Raw genomic sequence first — 16,159 nt, 5'->3', positions numbered from 1 at the left:
CGTTCAGCCTGTTAGATCTCCGAGTTTAAAGGTCAAAGCACATGAGCAGACTTGTGCGCTATCTCAGCCATCCTCAGGTTCAGATTGATCCGGAAATCCCGATCCAGAACTGGTCGCTGAGCAAGCTGGGGCAAAGCCGAGTCGCAGCCCTTGCCAAATCCGGCGCGCTGGCAGGCACAACGAAGGTGATCAGCAGCGCCGAGACCAAGGCGCTGGAGACAGCGCGACCCCTGGCCGTCGCGCTGGGATGCGAGGTCGAGGTCCGCGCGCGCATGCATGAGAATGACCGCAGCGCCACAGGGTTCCTGCCGCCCGCGGAGTTTGAAGAGGTGGCAGACGCCTTCTTTGCCAATCCAGAGCAAAGCGTCCGGGGGTGGGAAACAGCTGCCGCTGCGCAAACGCGGATCGTCGCCGAGGTTGAGCAGTGTCAGGCGGAGCATGCTGCGGGCGATCTGCTGTTCGTTGGCCATGGCGCGGTTGGCACGCTGCTTTACTGTCACCTGTCCGGGCTGGCGATCAGCCGCGCATATGATCAAGGGCCTGGTGGTGGGGGATGCTACTTTGAATACGATGCAGAACAGCGCGTTCCGCACGCCTGCTGGAGGCCACTGGAGCAGCTCATCACCGGGTAACGGACAAGGCCGGCGGCCGGTGGTGTAGCCGGTTCAGGCCGTGCCGCTGTCTCTGGACGCAAATTCTGATTTGCAATTTTCGCCGGGTTCTCTATGTACCCGCCGAGATATGCGCGTGCAGCCCGCTTTGGCTAGAATCACCTCCCGGGGTCTCGAACCGGTGTGGCGGCATTGTGTATGACAGACACACAACCGCCCAAGAAGGTGACTTACACATGGCCAACTCGCCCCAAGCCAAAAAACGCGCCCGTCAGAACGAAGCGCGTTTCCAGATCAACAAAGCCCGTCGTTCGCGCATTCGGACCTTTCTGCGCAAGGTCGAAGAAGCCATTGCATCCGGTGACAAGGACGCCGCAACCGCCGCGCTGCGTGCCGCGCAACCCGAGCTCATGCGCGGTGTGACCAAGGGGGTGTTTCATAAAAACACCGCTTCGCGGAAAATTTCGCGCCTGTCATCACGGGTGAAAGCTCTAGGCTGAAAACAACCCCAAGATGTATCGGGGTCTCCCCGAAAATAGCGGTAAAAGGCGTCGTTCATCGGCGCTTTTTTGCATTTATGAGACTCTTTCCGCCCGCTCAGAGATTCTTTTTTGAAAATACAGAGTCAAGAATGAAGATCAGTTGCCGGGTCGCAGACGAAGTTGCTACCTATGTTGTGCGATTCATATCGCCATGGGGGGACAGGCCCTGATCAGCGCGTTCACACTGCTGTGGATGTTGTAACTCAGGGGCTGGGTGTCACCACAAAGGAGACGCCTTCAGTCTGCAAATGCTGCGCAACAGCGATTTGCCCTGTCAAATAAAATGCGGACGGTATCGTCTGATTGGACCGCGTGCCCGACACAGGGCACGTCAGTCCATTGGACACCGCCTATTCTGTAAATGTCCATTGGACGTTAACCAGGTTTTTGTAAGAGCCGGGGCAGGAAAGGTGTGTTCGCAAACAAGAAGGTAGAGGCGGCACAGATGACCCAGAACGGGATCTGCTGCCAAAATGGCAACGCGATGAGGAAAACAGGTCAAATATGACTAAAGAGAAGTGGGGGCAGTTGAGGCAGCGACTGCTAAAGACGGTAGGGCAAAACAACTACACAAACTGGATCGAACCAATAGAGTTTCGGGCAGCGGATGACGGGATTGCGACGTTCGACGTGCCAACGAACTTTCTGGGCAACTATGTGAGCCAGAATTTCGCGGAACTGATCCTGCATGAACTCAAAACCGAAGATCCAAGCCTGCGCCGTTTGCAGTTTGCGGTGCCAACCCCGGTTGGTGCAGGGGCCGACATGCCCCAGGCGCCGCAGCCTGTGCAAAGCTCCGCAGCGATGCGCGCTGTGAAGCCTGCGGCAAACACGGCGCTGACAACTGCGCCGCTCGACAAGCGGTTCACCTTCGACACGTTTGTCGTCGGCAAGCCCAACGAGCTGGCTCATGCTGCGGCTCGCCGTGTTGCTGAAGGTGGCCCCGTGACCTTCAACCCTCTCTTCCTCTACGGCGGCGTTGGTCTGGGTAAAACCCACCTGATGCACGCGATTGCCCATGAATTGCGCGCCCGCCGCCCCGAGATGAACGTGCTCTACCTCTCTGCCGAACAATTCATGTACCGCTTTGTCCAGGCCCTGCGCGACCGCAAGATGATGGACTTCAAGGAGATCTTCCGCTCGGTCGATGTGCTGATGGTGGATGACGTGCAATTCATCGCAGGTAAGGATTCCACGCAGGAGGAGTTCTTTCACACGTTCAATGCGCTAGTGGATCAGAACAAGCAGATCATCATTTCGGCGGACCGCTCACCCAGCGAGATCAAGGATCTCGAAGACCGCGTGAAATCGCGCCTGCAGTGCGGCTTGGTGGTGGATCTGCACCCAACCGACTATGAGCTGCGCCTCGGCATCCTGCAAAGCAAGGTGGAGCAGCAACGCTTGAACTACCCGGACCTTGAAGTCGAGGCAGGTGTGCTGGAGTTTCTTGCACATCGGATCTCGACCAATGTGCGGGTGTTGGAAGGGGCGCTAACGCGGCTCTTTGCCTTTGCGTCGCTTGTCGGCCGCGAGATCAACATGGAGCTGACGCAGGATTGTCTGTCGGACGTGCTGCGCGCGTCAGAGCGCAAGATCACCGTCGAAGAGATCCAGCGCAAGGTGTCGGACCACTACAACATCCGCCTGTCGGACATGATTGGCCCCAAACGTCTGCGCAGCTATGCGCGCCCGCGCCAGGTGGCGATGTATCTCTGCAAAAAGATGACGTCGCGGTCTTTGCCCGAGATCGGGCGGCGCTTTGGCGGGCGGGACCACACCACCGTCATGCACGGCGTCAAGCGCATCGAAGAGTTGAAAACCCAGGACGGCCAGATTGCTGAAGATCTGGAACTTCTGCGCCGCGCGCTGGAAGAATAGTCACACCTTAGGACCCGTCGTGCGGCAATGCAGCGACGGGTCTTGACGCCCTGGGCTTTCCACCACACAAACCAATAAAACACTTGTGAAGTCGGTGGATAAGGGTACCTTGATCCTCCGGACTGGTGGGAGGATCAAGCCTATGAAAATCAGCATCGAACGCGCGTCCCTGCTCAAGGCCGTGTCGCAAGCCCAGTCCGTGGTTGAGCGGCGCAATACAATCCCGATCCTTGCCAATGTGCTGATCGAAGCCGAAGGCAGCGATGTCACCTTCCGCGCCACCGATCTTGACATCGAGGTGGTCGATAAGGCGCCGGCGCAGGTTGAACGTGCTGGTGCCACAACGGTCGCCGCCACCACCCTGCACGAGATCGTGCGCAAATTGCCTGATGGCGCGTTGGTCACGCTGACCGCCGATGGCGCGACAGGGCGGCTGACGGTTGAAGCGGGGCGGTCGAATTTCTCTCTGGCGACTTTGCCGAAGGAAGACTTTCCGGTCATGGCGTCCTCAGAGTATGCTTCGAACTTCTCGGCTCCGGCGCCCGTGCTGCGACGGCTGTTCGACAAGTCGAAGTTTGCGATTTCGACAGAGGAGACGCGGTACTATCTGAACGGGGTTTACATGCATATCGCCGATGCGGATGGCGGGCAGACCCTGCGCTGTGTCGCAACCGACGGGCACCGGCTGGCCCGCATCGACGCGGATTTGCCCGAGGGCGCGTCGGAGATGCCCGGTGTGATTGTGCCGCGCAAGACCGTAGGAGAGTTGCGCAAGCTGCTGGAAGATGACGAGATGAAAATTGCCGTGTCGGTGAGCGAGACCAAGGTGCGCTTTGCCACGCCCGATATCACGCTCACGTCGAAGGTCATCGACGGCACCTTCCCCGACTACACCCGCGTGATCCCGCAGAATAACGCACGCAAGCTTGAGGTAGACGCCTCGGACTTCGCCCAAGCGGTCGACCGGGTGGCGACGGTGAGTTCGGAACGCTCGCGCGCGGTGAAGCTGCAGTTGGATGAGGATCGGCTGGTGTTGTCGGTGAATGCGCCAGACAGCGGGGCTGCCGAGGAAGAGCTGGCCGTGGCCTATGGCGACGAGCGGTTGGAGATCGGGTTCAACGCCAAATACTTGCTGGAGATTGCCAGCCAGGTGGACCGCGAGAATGCGGTTTTTCTGTTCAATTCCTCGGGCGATCCAACCCTGATGCGCGAAGGCAATGATCAATCGGCGGTCTATGTGGTCATGCCGATGCGCGTTTAAACTCCTTGCCTCCGGCGGGCATATTTCTGGAACAATGAAGGCAGGGTGATGGCGCTCTATCTGACGTCGCTGGTCCTGTCGCATTTCCGATCGCACAAGATTGGTCGGCTGGCGCTCGATGGGCGGCCTGTCGCGCTTTATGGGGCCAATGGAGCGGGCAAGACCAATGTGCTGGAGGCGGTGTCGCTGTTCTCACCGGGGCGCGGTTTGCGGCGGTCCAGTGCGGAGGATATGACACGGCGACCGGAGGCTTTGGGATGGAAGCTCTCAGGCGTTTTGCAAGCGCCGCAGCAGGTGCATGAGATCGAGATCTGGTCGGAAGGTGGCGCGGCGCGTCAGGTGCGCATTGACGAGAAAGCCGCGCCTCAAGTGGCGCTGGGGCGGATCGCGCGGGTTCTGTGGCTGATCCCGGCGATGGACCGGCTGTGGATCGAAGGGGCAGAGGGGCGGCGGCGGTTTCTCGACCGGATGACGCTGAGCTTTGAGCCTGGCCATGCGGAGGCGACGCTGGCCTATGAGCGCGCCATGCGCGAGCGCAACAGGTTGCTCAAGGATATGGTGCGCGACCCCGGTTGGTATGCGGCGCTGGAGACGCAGATGGCGGAGAGCGGTGTGGTGATAGATAAAAACCGGCGCGCGGCTCTGGAGCAGCTGGCTGAGGCGCAAGAGGACGCACAGACGGCCTTTCCGGCGGCAGAGCTGACGCTGACCCATGCGGAGGGGCATTTGCCGCAGACGGTGGAGGATGTGCGCGTGGCTCTGGCTGAGAGCCGTCCACGAGATGTGGCGGCGGGCCGTAGCCTGATCGGCCCGCATCGGGCGGATATCTCTGGTGTCTATGCGGCGAAGGGCGTGCCGGCGAAGGATTGCTCGACGGGCGAGCAGAAGGCGTTGCTGGTCTCTCTGATCCTCGCCAATGCGCGAGCCCTGGCGCGGGGTTTCGGAGCGCCGCCGATCCTGTTGCTGGACGAAGTGGCAGCCCATCTGGATCCGGACCGGCGCGCGGCGCTCTATGACGAGATTGCAGCCCTTGGGGCGCAAGCCTGGATGACAGGCACGGAGCAGGAGCTCTTTGCCGCCATGGGTGACCGCGCGCAATATGTGGAAGTGCGCGACAGCGACGGGCTGTCGGAACTGGTGCCCGCGTGACCATCGCGTTGGGGGATCTGGTCCTTTACATGGGCGCGCTGGTGATCCTGTTCCTGACGCCGGGGCCGGTGTGGCTGGCGCTGATGGCGCGCGCGCTGTCTGGCGGATTTGGTGCCGCCTGGCCGCTGGCTGTTGGTGTGGCTGCAGGAGATATCCTCTGGCCGCTGGTGGCGGTGCTCGGCATCTCCTGGGTGCTGTCGATCTTTGATGTCTTCATGGCGGTGCTGCGCTGGGTCGCCTGCGGAGTGTTCATCGGCATGGGGCTTTTGCTGATCCGACATGCGCATCGACAGATCAGCACCGACAGCCGCCTGACCCGTCCGGGGGTCTGGCCCGGATTTCTGGCGGGGCTTGTGGCGATCCTCGGGAATCCGAAGGCCGTGCTCTTCTATATCGGCGTGCTGCCGGGGTTCTTTGATCTGCGCGCGGTGACCGCTCCGGATATCACCGCGATCATTGCCGCCTCGGTGGCGATTCCACTGATTGGGAACCTGTTGTTGGCGCTCTGCGTGGGCCACGTCAGAGCAGTGATCACGGCACCGCACACCCTTGCGCGGATCAACGTGATCTCGGGCGGTTTGCTGATTCTGGTCGGTGTGGTTATCCCCTTCACCTGACACAAAATATTGTGCCCATCGCGTGACATTCCGCCTTGGAAACCTTATAAAACTAGAAAAATAAAAAGGGTTAGCGGCATGTCCGACAACGCGCAAACGCCAGCAGAATACGGCGCCGATTCGATCAAGGTTCTCAAAGGGTTAGAGGCCGTCCGCAAGCGGCCCGGCATGTACATCGGCGACACTGATGATGGCTCAGGCCTTCACCACATGGTCTATGAGGTTGTGGACAACGGCATCGACGAGGCGCTGGCCGGGCATGCGGATGCTGTTACCGTTACCATTCACGAGGATTCCTCTGTGTCCGTCTCTGACAACGGGCGCGGGATTCCGGTCGGGATTCACGAGGAAGAGGGCGTGTCCGCCGCCGAGGTGATCATGACCCAACTGCATGCAGGCGGGAAATTCGACAGCAACTCCTACAAGGTCTCGGGCGGGCTGCACGGGGTGGGTGTGTCGGTGGTGAACGCGCTCAGCGACTGGCTGGAGCTGCGGATCTGGCGCGAAGGTCGCGAGCATGTGGCGCGGTTCGAAGGCGGCTTCACCGTCAAGCATCTGGAGGTGGTCGGCGAGACGGACCGCACCGGCACCGAGGTGCGCTTCATGGCCTCGACCGACACGTTTTCAAACATCGAGTATTCCTTCGAGGTGCTGGAGAAGCGACTGCGCGAGCTGGCGTTTCTGAACTCCGGTGTGCGGATCATTCTGGTGGACGAGCGGCCCGCAGAAAGCCTGCGTTCGGAGCTTTACTACGAAGGCGGCGTGAAAGAGTTCGTGAAGTATCTGGACCGCTCCAAGTCTTCCGTCATGCCGGAGCCAATTTTCATCACCGGCGAGCGGGACGAGATTGGCGTGGAAATCGCCATGTGGTGGAACGACAGCTACCACGAGAACGTGCTGCCCTTCACCAACAACATCCCGCAACGCGATGGCGGCACCCATCTGGCGGGCTTTCGCGGGGCGCTCACGCGGACGATCAACAATTACGCGCAGTCGAGCGGGATTGCGAAGAAGGAGAAGGTGAGCTTCACCGGAGACGATGCGCGCGAGGGGCTGACCTGTGTGTTGTCGGTCAAGGTGCCGGACCCGAAGTTTTCCAGCCAGACCAAGGACAAGCTGGTCAGCTCAGAGGTGCGCCCAGCCGTTGAAGGGTTGATGAACGAGAAGCTGTCGGAGTGGTTTGAGGAAAATCCGAACGAGGCGCGAATTGTCGTCAGCAAGATCATCGAAGCGGCGCAAGCGCGGGAAGCGGCGCGCAAGGCCCGTGAACTCACACGGCGCAAGACGGCGATGGATGTGAACTTCCTCGCGGGCAAGCTCAAGGATTGCTCCGAGAAAGACCCCTCGAAGACAGAAGTCTTCCTTGTGGAAGGGGATAGCGCCGGGGGGTCTGCCCAGACCGGTCGGGACCGTCAGACCCAAGCCATCCTGCCACTGAAAGGTAAGATCCTGAATGTGGAGCGGGCGCGGTTCGACCGCATGCTCAGCAGTCAGGAGATCGGGAACCTGGTCATGGCGCTTGGCACCGGCATCGGACGGGATGAGTTCAACATTGAAAAACTGCGCTACCACAAGATCGTCATCATGACCGATGCGGATGTGGACGGTGCGCATATCCGCACGCTGTTGCTCACGTTCTTCTACCGGCAGATGCCGGAGCTGATCGAACACGGGCACCTCTACATTGCGCAGCCGCCGCTCTATAAGGTCTCGCGCGGTAAGTCCGAGGTCTACCTCAAGGACGAGGCCGCCATGGAGGAATATCTGATCAATCAGGGTGTCGAGGGTGCGATGCTGCGGCAGGGCAACGGCGATGAGATCGCAGGCGCTGACCTGATGCGCGTGGTAGAACTTGCGCGGCAGATGCGCCGCGTGCTCGACGCTTTCCCGACGCACTACCCGCGTCATATCCTGGAACAGGCGGCCATTGCAGGCGCCTTTGCACCCGGTGTCGTGGATGCCGACCTGCAAGGGACGGCCGATAAGGTCGCAGCCCGGCTGAACCTGATCGCCGAGGAGTATGAACGCGGCTGGCAGGGGCGGATCACACAGGATCACGGCATCAGGCTGGCGCGCATCCTGCGCGGCGTAGAGGAAGTGCGCACGCTGGACGGTCGCATCCTGCGGGGCGGCGAGGCGAAGCGCACTGGCAGCTTCACGAAGGAGTTGCAGGACACCTACAACCTGCCTGCCACGTTGGTGCGCAAAGACCGGGTGCAGTCTATTCTTGGCCCACTGGACCTCTTGGATGCAATCCTGCAGGAGGGCGAGAAAGGGCTGTCGCTGCAGCGCTACAAGGGTCTGGGCGAGATGAACCCCGACCAGCTCTGGGAGACGACGCTCGACCCGGACGCCCGCACGCTGCTGCAAGTGAAGGTGGATGATATGGCTGAGGCCGATGATATTTTCACCAAACTGATGGGTGATGTGGTGGAACCCCGTCGGGAATTCATCCAGCAAAATGCGCTGAGCGTGGAAAACCTGGACTTCTGAGCCCACACACGCCGCCCGGCATAGCCGGGCAGCCGACGATCCCCCTCGATGGGGTGAGGCGGCTTTCCCCCTGACGCCAGCAAGCGGTTAGTCGTCCAACCACTCCGGCATGGGTTTCTTTGCGATGAAGGCTTCGATCCCGCGTTCCGTGTCGTGGGCCAGCATATTCTCGGCCATCGCCGCGCCCGCATAAGCATAGGCCTCGGTCAGCGCCATATCGGCCTGTTCATAAAACGCCTGCTTGCCGATCTTCACGGCAACCGGCGCTTTGGAGACAATCTTGGCTGCCATAGCGCGGGCCGCAGCAGCCAACTCCGCTTGCGAGACCACCTGATTGATTAGCCCCATCTCAGCAGCCCTTTGCGCGCTCTGGAATTCCCCAAGCAACAGCATCTCCATCGCCTGCTTGCGGGGCAGGTTGCGCGACAAGGCGACCATGGGTGTGGAGCAGAATAACCCAATGTTGACGCCCGAAGTTGCAAAACGCGCAGTATCAGCGGCCACGGCCAGATCGCAGGTGGCGACCAACTGACAGCCTGCTGCCGTGGCGATGCCCTGCACCTCAGCAATCACTGGCTGAGGCAGGTTCACGATCGACAGCATCATCTTGGAACAGGTCGCAAAGAGCGCGTTGAAATAGGCCTTGCCGCCATCCTCATCCGCCCGCCGCGCCGTCATTTCCTTGAGGTTATGACCTGCACAGAAATGATCACCCGCGCCGCGCAAAATCACCGCCCGCGTCTCGCGATCCTTGGCGATCTCGTCGAGTGTCGCCTGAAGCGCCGCCAGCATATCTTCAGACAGCGCATTCAGCGATTTTGGCCGGTTGAGGGTGATCGTGGCGATCCCCTCGGCACGGTCCGACAGGACTGGTGCAGCGTCGTTCGTCATCAGCGCCCCCTTGGTCTGATCTCGCGACATCAAAGCGGGAAGTACTGCGCCACTGCAAGGAAAATGTCAGCGCCCCGGCGCAGCACCTTCTGTCCGGTCAGCGTGAAACGCAGGCCTATCCCAAAGCGCATGCGGCACCGGATCCTTCGTTTTGAACAGGAACAGGCGCGCAATCTGGGCATAAGAGCGATAGGCATAGCCGCCATTGCGCTGCAAGAACGTAGCACGGCGGGCCGTATAAGACGCCTTGAGTTGGTACCACGGCATCGCTGGATGCGCGTGATGCACAGCATGCAGGTTGTTCTGCAGAAACAGGAAGGCCAGCGGGCCACGATCTTCAATGATCACGCTGCGACAGCGGGCGCGCTCATGCGCGCGATGTTCCAGGAAAGTCCGGATTTTCAGGATCGCGTGGCTCGCGTAAGCGCATAACAGATAGAGCCAGACGGGCATGTCGGCCACGACCATACACCACAAAGCCACGGTAACGAGGCCGAGGAAATGGAAGACATATGCGTCTCTAACACTGTTATTTCCGTCTCTCATGGCGCGCCAATCGGCCTTGTAGAAGGCGGCCAGCCCAATGATCGGGCCCACCACCATCCGCCCCAAAAGCGTATTGTTCCACGTATAAAGGATCCGCCGACCTGTGCTCCACCGCACCCAGACGGCCGGGTCGATAAAGTTGCTTTCAGGGTCGTCATACGGGTCGGTCAGCGCCGGATCGTGGTGGTGGGCCAGATGCGTGTCGCGGAAGCGATGATACGGGATCAGCAGGCCAAAGGCCGGAAATACCAGCGCGGTGTTCAGCCGCGTATCGCGAAAAGGATGACCATGCAGCACCTCGTGGCTGAAGGAGGAATAAAGCGTGAGCGAGAGAGTGAGGATGAGGCATGCAGCCCAGAGGCCAATCACATTGATAGACGTCGTCGAGAACGCAAAACCGGCATAACACAGGCCACAGATCAGAAGGGTTGGCCATTCAATCTCTGGCGTGTTGACCACTTCTCGGATCACCAATTTATCCCGTCCTTTCAATAGGTTTTGCGACTGAAATCGCATCCGTCTAGTCTGGCTAAACTAGGAGATGCGACAAGAGCGTGAATCTGCGTTTCAGGTATTACTTTTGTTGCGATTGCATGATCACATTGTGATTTCACTCATATGTTGTAATTTCACGCCATGGATAGGCGCGATCTTTCAACGGGATTCAAGGACCGACTGGCGCAGGTGCTCGCTTCGCACCCCGCGGGCAAGGGGCAGTTTCTGCGCGACGTGCGCATGGACCGCTCGGCGCTCAGCCAATTCCTGAGCCCAGACAGTGACCGGCTGCCCCGCGCCGAAACGCTTCGGCGGATCGCGCAGGTGAGCGGCGTTTCGGTCGACTGGCTGCTCTGCCTCGAAAACGCACCGGAGGGGCGGCAGGAGGTCGCCGAAAGCGTACAGATCGAGCAAGAGGTGCAGGTAGATGGATCCACCCCGCTTGATCAGTGGCGCAGTGCGGCGTCGGGGTTCAAGCTGCGCTATGTGCCCTCGACCTTGCCGGATATCGTCAGCTTTTCAGCCGAAACCGTGCCGGATGCGCGCGGCGGCGGAGTGGAGAATGTGCTGGAGCAAGTCTCGCTCGACGATATGGACGTCGAGATCGCGATGCCGGTGCAGACGGTGCAGGATCTCTCGGCCAGGACGGGGCTGTGGCGCGGCGCCGATCCGGAACAATGCCGCGACCAGCTGACTTATATGGCGGGGGTCTGCCGCCAGAATTACCCGGCGCTGCGGCTGCATCTCTACGACGGAACACAGACGTTTTCAGCACCCTTTACGGTCTTCGGCAAGCAGCGCGTGGCGCTCTATATCGGTGACGCCTATCTGGTGATCAGCAGCCCCGACCAGATCCGCGGCTTTGCCAGGCAGTTCGACCGACTGGTGCGCCGGGCGATCATCGGCGCGGATATGGTGCATGAGAGGCTGGAGGAACTGGCGGCGCAGGTCCGCTAGGGCCATGTGGCGCGGGCTGACTGACCGTCAGCCGGGCAGGGCGTCACCGCTCAGATACCGCTTCATCTCGGCGCGCAGCGGGTCTGACCACGGCACCGGGCGCCCGCTTTCCATATGCACATAGACCAGCACCGGTGTGGCTGTCATGCGTAGGTCGCCGCCGCATCTAGCCGTGATCCGCAAGTGCGCCGAAGTCCGGCCCAGCCGCAGGACCGACAGGGACCAGGTCAGCACATCACCCATCTTGCTGGGCGCCGTGAACTCCGCACCGATGGAGACGGTGGGCACCCCATAGCCCGACTCCATATGCATCTGCGCAAAGGAATGGCCGAGGCCTGCGTCATGCCATTCCTCAACGGTCTGGTTCACCATCTCGAAATACCGCGGGTAGAAGACGATGCCAGCGGGGTCGCAATGCTGAAAGAGCACCTTGATCTGATGTTGGAAAATCTCGCTCATGCGCCCACCGTGACCGGTCTGCACGCGGCGTCAAGGGTCAAGCGCTGCCATGGTCTGCTGCGAGGTCCGCCAGAATGGGGCAATCGGGCCGGTCATTGCCCGCGCAGGCGTCGATCAGATGCGAGAGCGTATCGCGCATCTCGCCAAGCTCGGTGATCTTGCGGTCGATCTCGGACAGATGTGATTGCGCGAGGCGTTTCACATCCGCACTCGCGCGGGTCTGGTCGTTATAGAGACGCAGCAGGTCGCGACAGGCCTCGATGCCAAATCCCAGAGAGCGGGCCCGCCCGATAAAGGCCAGCTTATGCAGATCTGTGTCAGAAAAGTCGCGATACCCGTTGGCGCTGCGCGCAGGTGTGATCAGGCCGATGTCCTCGTAATATCGGATGGTTTTGACGGGCAACCCCGTGCTGTTGGCAACGTCGGAAATGTTCATGCGGTTCCCCTCTTGAGCCCCCGCAGCCGCAGCGCATTGCTGAGCACAAAGAGACTGGAAAGCGCCATGGCCCCGGCCGCAAGTTGCGGCGACAGGAGCAACCCGAAACTCGCATAGAGCGCACCCGCCGCGACAGGGATGAGCGCGGTGTTATAGGCAAAGGCCCAGAACAGGTTCTGGCGGATGTTGCGCATGGCCGCGCGCGACGCATGCATTGCCGTCTGAACTCCGCGCAGATCACCTGACATCAGCACCACGTCAGCGGCTCCAATGGCGATGTCGGTGCCGCTACCGATGGCAATGCCGACATCAGCGGTCGCCAGGGCAGGGGCGTCATTGATGCCATCCCCGACAAAGGCCACCCTGGCACCACTGGCTCGAATCGTCTCTAACGCGGCGGTTTTGCCCTCTGGCAGGACCCGGGCAATGACGTCGTCGATGCCAAGCTCACGGGCCACGGCCTCGGCGGTTTCCTGTTTGTCACCGGTGATCATGGCGACACGCACTCCTTGGGCATGCAGGTCAGCGACTACCTCAGCAGCGTTTGACTTGATTTGATCCGCGACGCAAATCAGCGCTGCGAGCTGCCCATCGATGGCGGCAAAAAACACCGTCTCGCCAGCCGCAGCGCGGGTGTCGGCTTTGGCAAGCGCGTCACCCAGAGGGATATCATGCTGCGCCATCAAACCTTCCGAGCCCACGAGAACCCGCTGGCCTCCAACCTGCCCGCGCGCACCCAGACCGCTGAGCGCTGTGACCTCCTGCGCGTCCGGCAGGGTAAGACCGTCTGCCTTGGCCGCATCGACAATCGCGTTGGCGACCGGATGCTCCACCCGGGCCTCGACGGCAGCGACGAGAGCAAGCGCCGTGTCGCGCTCAGGACCACCCAACATCTCGAAGCTGGTCAGGACCGGCGCGCCTTTGGTCAGCGTACCGGTCTTGTCGAAGGCGATCACATCCACATCAGCAAGCGCCTGCAGCGCATCACCCTTGCGGAACAGCACGCCCAGCTCAGCCGCGCGGCCTGTCGCGACCATGATCGAGGTCGGCGTGGCGAGACCCATGGCGCAAGGGCACGCGATGATCAGGACCGCGACCCCCGCAACCAGCGCATAAGAGACAACCGGCGCGGGCCCGACAGCGAGCCAGATCATCACCGTCAACGCGGCGAGGCCCAGAACAGCGGGCACAAACCAAAGCGTCACCCGGTCGACCAGCGCCTGGATGGGCAGCTTGGCACCCTGGGCGTCCTGCACCATACGAATGATCCCCGCGAGCACCGTCTCAGTTCCCACATGGGTGGCGCGCAGTGTCAGGCTGCCGGGGCCGTTGATCGTACCCCCCGTCACCGGGTCGCCAGCGTGTTTCTCCACCGGGATGGGCTCCCCGGTGATCATGCTTTCATCTAGGTGGCTGCTGCCTTCTGTGACCACAGCGTCGACGGGCACACGTTCGCCTGGGCGCAGGAGCACGATGTCACCGGGCACAATTTGCTCAACAGCCACGGTCTGCGCGTTGCCGTCACGCAATACCTGCGCCGTCTTGGGTTGCAGCTTGAGTAATGCGCGGATCGCCGCGCCGGTACGCCCCTTGGCGCGCGCCTCCAGCGAGCGACCCAGCAGGATAAAGAAGACAATCACCGCAGCCGCCTCAAAATACACCGCTTGCGCGGCGGCTGGCAGCAGCCCAGGCGCCAGCAAAACACAAAGTGAATAGCCATAGGCGGCAAATGTCCCCACGGCCACCAGGCTGTTCATATCCGGCGCGCGGTGCATCAGCGCGGCGATGCCTTTGGTGTAAAACGCCCGCCCGGGCCCCGCGAGGATCAGTGTTGTCAGCAGCGCCTGAATCCACCAGCTTTGCTGCATCCCGATGGTTTGCATCACAAAATGGTGGAAGGCGGGCACCATGTGGCTGCCCATTTCCAGCACGAAGACGGGCATTGCAAGAAGGCCCGCAAGCCAGGTACGCCGAGCGAGAGCCTGCGCTTCTTCGGTTTTGCGATCATGGGCTGCGTCAGGCGAGCGGGTTTGCAGGATTTGAGCGGGATAGCCGGCATCGGTGGCCGTCTGCGCCAGCGCCTCGGCGGTGGGGCCTGTGTCGTCTACCTCAATCGTCGCCTCCTCGGTGGCGAGGTTCACCACCACACCACGCACACCCGGCACGGCGGCCAAGGCACGGTCCACCCGGCCCACACAAGACGCGCAGGACATGTTCCCAACAGTCAGTGTGATCGTTTGCGCGTCGCGCATATCAGGTGCCCCCGCGATGGTTCACGGGTCACATAAGGCCTCCAGTAACTGGAAGGTCAAGCGTCTTAGGCGCGTTTTTCTTCTGGCGCTGGAGCCTCATCTTGCGAAACCTCCTCCGCCACGAGAAGTTCAGCGTCTTCGATCTCATCCGCCTCAGACGAAGCGACCTCATCTGACGCGCTTGTTTGATCTTCCACGGCACCGACGATCAGCGGCAACATCTGAACACCGCCGGGCATGGCCACCTCGGACATGGGTGGTGTTTTCCACGCAAGCGTATCGAAGCTGTCGCAGTTTTCGCAGATGGGCGCCCATTCCGCATGAATGTGTTGGCAGTTCTCGCAAATCCACTGCGGGCCACGCGACACCGACAGCGCCCGCGCCAGCCATCCACGAACAACGGCATCATCCGCGCCCTCACCCCGCTCAATCGCCGCCATCAGCGTGACAGACCGCGCCGTCGGGTCCGTTTCCACCAGATCTCCCAGCGCGCGGCGCGCCTCGGGGAAGTCTTCATTGGCGATGTGAAGCTCGGCCAACAGCATGCGTGTTTCCGGATTCTGCGCGTTGATTCGGGTCAGCAAGGCAAAACGTTTGATCCGCTGATCCGGCGTCTCATCGGGCTGGATCGCCGCGAAGGTCGAGGCAAGATCAGGGTGCGGCATGGTTTCCCACGCCTTCTTGAGGAGCCGCGTTGCATAGCGCGGCTTGCCCTTTTCGATATAGCTTTGCGCGGCCATCACCGCTGCGGGGATCAGATCCGGCGACAGCTTGTTGGCCTCCACGGCTTTCTCCTGCATCTCTATGGAGGCGTCGTCCTGCAGCAGCTCCTTGGCTTCCGACAAGGCCAAAACGGCATCACGCCGCTTGTGCACATCGCGGGGCAGACTGCCGTATTTCAACTTGGCGCTCAGCGTCTGACGCGCGCCCGACCAATCCTCTTTCTGGGCCTGAAGCCGCAGCAGCACGTCCTGTGTTTCCTCATGCTTGGGCTTGATGGAAAATGCCTTCTCCGCCAGCTTGAGCGCAGTTTCCGTATCACCATCGGCCAGCTTCTGCTTGAGAATGCCGCGCACCCCCACAAACCGAGTGGCGTCATTGGTCACCAGCTTTTTGTAGGTCTCTTCGGCCTTGCGCCGGTCCCCCGCCATTTCAGCCGCCTGCGCGGTCAACAGGTTCGTCAGCTCCGGCTTGTTCAGATAGCGATCTGCCTTGGCGGCCTTGGCCATGGCGACACGGCCCTCACCGCTGGCCAACGCCATCATCCCATCCGACAACGCATCATAGCCCTTTCGCTCGCGGCTTCTGTCGAAATAGCGCGAAAGCGCCGTTTCATCGCCATTGAGGAAATGCCACGTCGCGAGCAGAAGCGACAGCAGCTTCAGCAGGATCCAAACCGCAACGACCAGCGCAACAATGGCAATGGTCGACTGCAAGGGCCCAAAGGTATATTCGCTGCCCATGACGGTCACCTGAACGCCGCCCTCGCTTTCCAGCAAGTAAGCAGCTCCCAGAGCCAGCAGAGCGACGGCCCCGATGAAGAGGATAATCTTGATTAAGGACCAAAGCATA

The 16,159-nt window shown here is 61.1% G+C and carries 14 protein-coding genes; 8 read left to right on the top strand and 6 right to left on the bottom strand.

Features of this window, described 5'->3' with window-relative positions; all coding sequences use genetic code 11:
* The first annotated feature begins 41 nt into the window (after positions 1-41).
* The 7 genes from So717_RS05860 (at position 42) to gyrB (ending at position 8,551) form a co-directional block, all read left to right on the top strand.
* Positions 42-632 (top strand): histidine phosphatase family protein, encoded by a 591-nt coding sequence (locus So717_RS05860; protein WP_159975279.1) that lies wholly within the window; start codon positions 42-44, stop codon positions 630-632.
* Between the two features lie 215 nt (positions 633-847).
* A complete protein-coding gene (gene rpsT, locus So717_RS05855) occupies positions 848-1,111 on the top strand; it encodes a 30S ribosomal protein S20 (RefSeq protein WP_159975278.1) in 264 nt (87 codons plus the stop codon).
* Positions 1,112-1,657: 546 nt separating this feature from the next.
* Positions 1,658-3,031, top strand: coding sequence for a chromosomal replication initiator protein DnaA (dnaA, locus tag So717_RS05850; RefSeq protein WP_159975277.1), 1,374 nt, complete (start codon positions 1,658-1,660; stop codon positions 3,029-3,031).
* Positions 3,032-3,173: 142 nt separating this feature from the next.
* Positions 3,174-4,292, top strand: a complete 1,119-nt coding sequence (gene dnaN, locus So717_RS05845; RefSeq protein WP_159975276.1) for a DNA polymerase III subunit beta — start codon at positions 3,174-3,176, stop codon at positions 4,290-4,292.
* A 48-nt stretch (positions 4,293-4,340) separates the two neighbouring features.
* Positions 4,341-5,441, top strand: a complete 1,101-nt coding sequence (gene recF / locus So717_RS05840) for a DNA replication/repair protein RecF (RefSeq protein ID WP_174238996.1) — start codon at positions 4,341-4,343, stop codon at positions 5,439-5,441.
* Positions 5,438-6,058: a LysE family translocator gene (locus tag So717_RS05835; RefSeq protein WP_159975274.1), complete on the top strand. Its 621-nt coding sequence runs from the start codon at positions 5,438-5,440 to the stop codon at positions 6,056-6,058. Before recF ends, So717_RS05835 begins: the two co-directional genes overlap by 4 nt.
* Before the next feature lie 78 nt (positions 6,059-6,136).
* A complete protein-coding gene (gene gyrB / locus So717_RS05830; protein ID WP_159975273.1) occupies positions 6,137-8,551 on the top strand; it encodes a DNA topoisomerase (ATP-hydrolyzing) subunit B in 2,415 nt (804 codons plus the stop codon).
* A gap of 87 nt (positions 8,552-8,638) precedes the next feature.
* Here the strand turns inward: gyrB and So717_RS05825 are convergent, their stop codons facing one another.
* Complete coding sequence (locus So717_RS05825; protein ID WP_159975272.1) at positions 8,639-9,442, bottom strand: enoyl-CoA hydratase; 804 nt, start codon at positions 9,440-9,442, stop codon at positions 8,639-8,641.
* Between the two features lie 66 nt (positions 9,443-9,508).
* Positions 9,509-10,459: a fatty acid desaturase gene (locus So717_RS05820; protein WP_238840691.1), complete on the bottom strand. Its 951-nt coding sequence runs from the start codon at positions 10,457-10,459 to the stop codon at positions 9,509-9,511.
* A 165-nt stretch (positions 10,460-10,624) separates the two neighbouring features.
* Between So717_RS05820 and So717_RS05815 the strand changes: the two genes are divergently transcribed.
* Positions 10,625-11,440 carry a transcriptional regulator gene (locus So717_RS05815; RefSeq protein ID WP_159975270.1) on the top strand — a complete coding sequence of 272 codons (816 nt, stop codon included), beginning with the start codon at positions 10,625-10,627 and terminating at the stop codon, positions 11,438-11,440.
* Positions 11,441-11,467: 27 nt separating this feature from the next.
* On the opposite strand, the gene So717_RS05810 is transcribed toward So717_RS05815, so the two are convergent.
* The 4 genes from So717_RS05810 to So717_RS05795 form a co-directional block, all read right to left on the bottom strand.
* Positions 11,468-11,899, bottom strand: coding sequence for an acyl-CoA thioesterase (locus So717_RS05810; RefSeq protein ID WP_159975269.1), 432 nt, complete (start codon positions 11,897-11,899; stop codon positions 11,468-11,470).
* A gap of 37 nt (positions 11,900-11,936) precedes the next feature.
* Complete coding sequence (gene cueR / locus So717_RS05805) at positions 11,937-12,335, bottom strand: Cu(I)-responsive transcriptional regulator (RefSeq protein ID WP_159975268.1); 399 nt, start codon at positions 12,333-12,335, stop codon at positions 11,937-11,939.
* A complete protein-coding gene (locus So717_RS05800) occupies positions 12,332-14,587 on the bottom strand; it encodes a heavy metal translocating P-type ATPase (RefSeq protein WP_159975267.1) in 2,256 nt (751 codons plus the stop codon). Before So717_RS05800 ends, cueR begins: the two co-directional genes overlap by 4 nt.
* A 65-nt stretch (positions 14,588-14,652) precedes the next feature.
* On the bottom strand, positions 14,653-16,158 hold the full coding sequence (locus So717_RS05795; protein ID WP_159975266.1) for a heme biosynthesis protein HemY: 1,506 nt from the start codon (positions 16,156-16,158) through the stop codon (positions 14,653-14,655).
* Between the last annotated feature and the right edge of the window lies 1 nt (position 16,159).

The organism is Roseobacter cerasinus (assembly GCF_009811755.1).
GTDB lineage: Bacteria > Pseudomonadota > Alphaproteobacteria > Rhodobacterales > Rhodobacteraceae > Roseobacter > Roseobacter cerasinus.
Note: the sequence above shows the minus strand (reverse complement) of the source record. Positions and strands in the feature narration are given on the sequence as shown.

Bases quoted from the DNA above. Each gene is read 5' to 3' on its own strand.
- recF (WP_174238996.1), top strand. From the start codon at position 4,341: ATGGCGCTCTATCTGACGTCGCTGGTCCTGTCGCATTTCCGATCGCAC.
- cueR (WP_159975268.1), bottom strand. From the start codon at position 12,335: ATGAACATTTCCGACGTTGCCAACAGCACGGGGTTGCCCGTCAAAACC.
- So717_RS05825 (WP_159975272.1), bottom strand. From the start codon at position 9,442: ATGACGAACGACGCTGCACCAGTCCTGTCGGACCGTGCCGAGGGGATC.
- So717_RS05795 (WP_159975266.1), bottom strand. From the start codon at position 16,158: ATGCTTTGGTCCTTAATCAAGATTATCCTCTTCATCGGGGCCGTCGCT.
- dnaN (WP_159975276.1), top strand. From the start codon at position 3,174: ATGAAAATCAGCATCGAACGCGCGTCCCTGCTCAAGGCCGTGTCGCAA.
- dnaA (WP_159975277.1), top strand. From the start codon at position 1,658: ATGACTAAAGAGAAGTGGGGGCAGTTGAGGCAGCGACTGCTAAAGACG.
- rpsT (WP_159975278.1), top strand. From the start codon at position 848: ATGGCCAACTCGCCCCAAGCCAAAAAACGCGCCCGTCAGAACGAAGCG.
- So717_RS05810 (WP_159975269.1), bottom strand. From the start codon at position 11,899: ATGAGCGAGATTTTCCAACATCAGATCAAGGTGCTCTTTCAGCATTGC.
- So717_RS05815 (WP_159975270.1), top strand. From the start codon at position 10,625: ATGGATAGGCGCGATCTTTCAACGGGATTCAAGGACCGACTGGCGCAG.
- gyrB (WP_159975273.1), top strand. From the start codon at position 6,137: ATGTCCGACAACGCGCAAACGCCAGCAGAATACGGCGCCGATTCGATC.
- So717_RS05860 (WP_159975279.1), top strand. From the start codon at position 42: ATGAGCAGACTTGTGCGCTATCTCAGCCATCCTCAGGTTCAGATTGAT.
- So717_RS05800 (WP_159975267.1), bottom strand. From the start codon at position 14,587: ATGCGCGACGCGCAAACGATCACACTGACTGTTGGGAACATGTCCTGC.